Source organism: Mesorhizobium sp. WSM4840 (assembly GCF_055811755.1).
This window is the reverse complement of the sequence record NZ_JBVVQD010000143.1, coordinates 1-307: the sequence shown is the minus strand read 5'-3', so window position 1 is coordinate 307 and position 307 is coordinate 1. Positions and strand designations below refer to the sequence as shown.

Below are 307 nucleotides of genomic sequence, written 5' to 3'. Positions count from 1 at the left end.
CAAAGGCATGGCCCGCGCGTGTGATCGTCACCGATGTCGGAAGGTCCTGGTGACGGGCAGTCTGAAGATGTTTCCTTTGACAACATCAACCATCACTATCTGATGGAACGGCTACGCAAACGCGTCGCCGACCAGCGGGTGGTACGGTTGGTCGGGCAGTTCCTGAAAGCCGGCGTGCTGGCGGAGGAGCAGTTCTTCCGCACGGAAGCCGGAACCCCGCAAGGTGGGATCATTACTCCCTGAACGCAAAAGGTAACTTCGGTCGGAGGACGGCGCATTACCTTTGGAGGACGGCGGTTCGCTGCCG

General features: G+C 59.9%; 1 protein-coding gene. It reads left to right on the top strand.

What is annotated here, in order from left to right; all coding sequences use genetic code 11:
* Window positions 1-33: 33 nt before the first annotated feature.
* The gene (locus tag AC0L3I_RS37060; protein ID WP_473530246.1) at window positions 34-243 is read left to right on the top strand and encodes a hypothetical protein; all 210 of its coding nucleotides are present in this window, start codon (window positions 34-36) and stop codon (window positions 241-243) included.
* The last annotated feature ends 64 nt before the right edge of the window (window positions 244-307 follow it).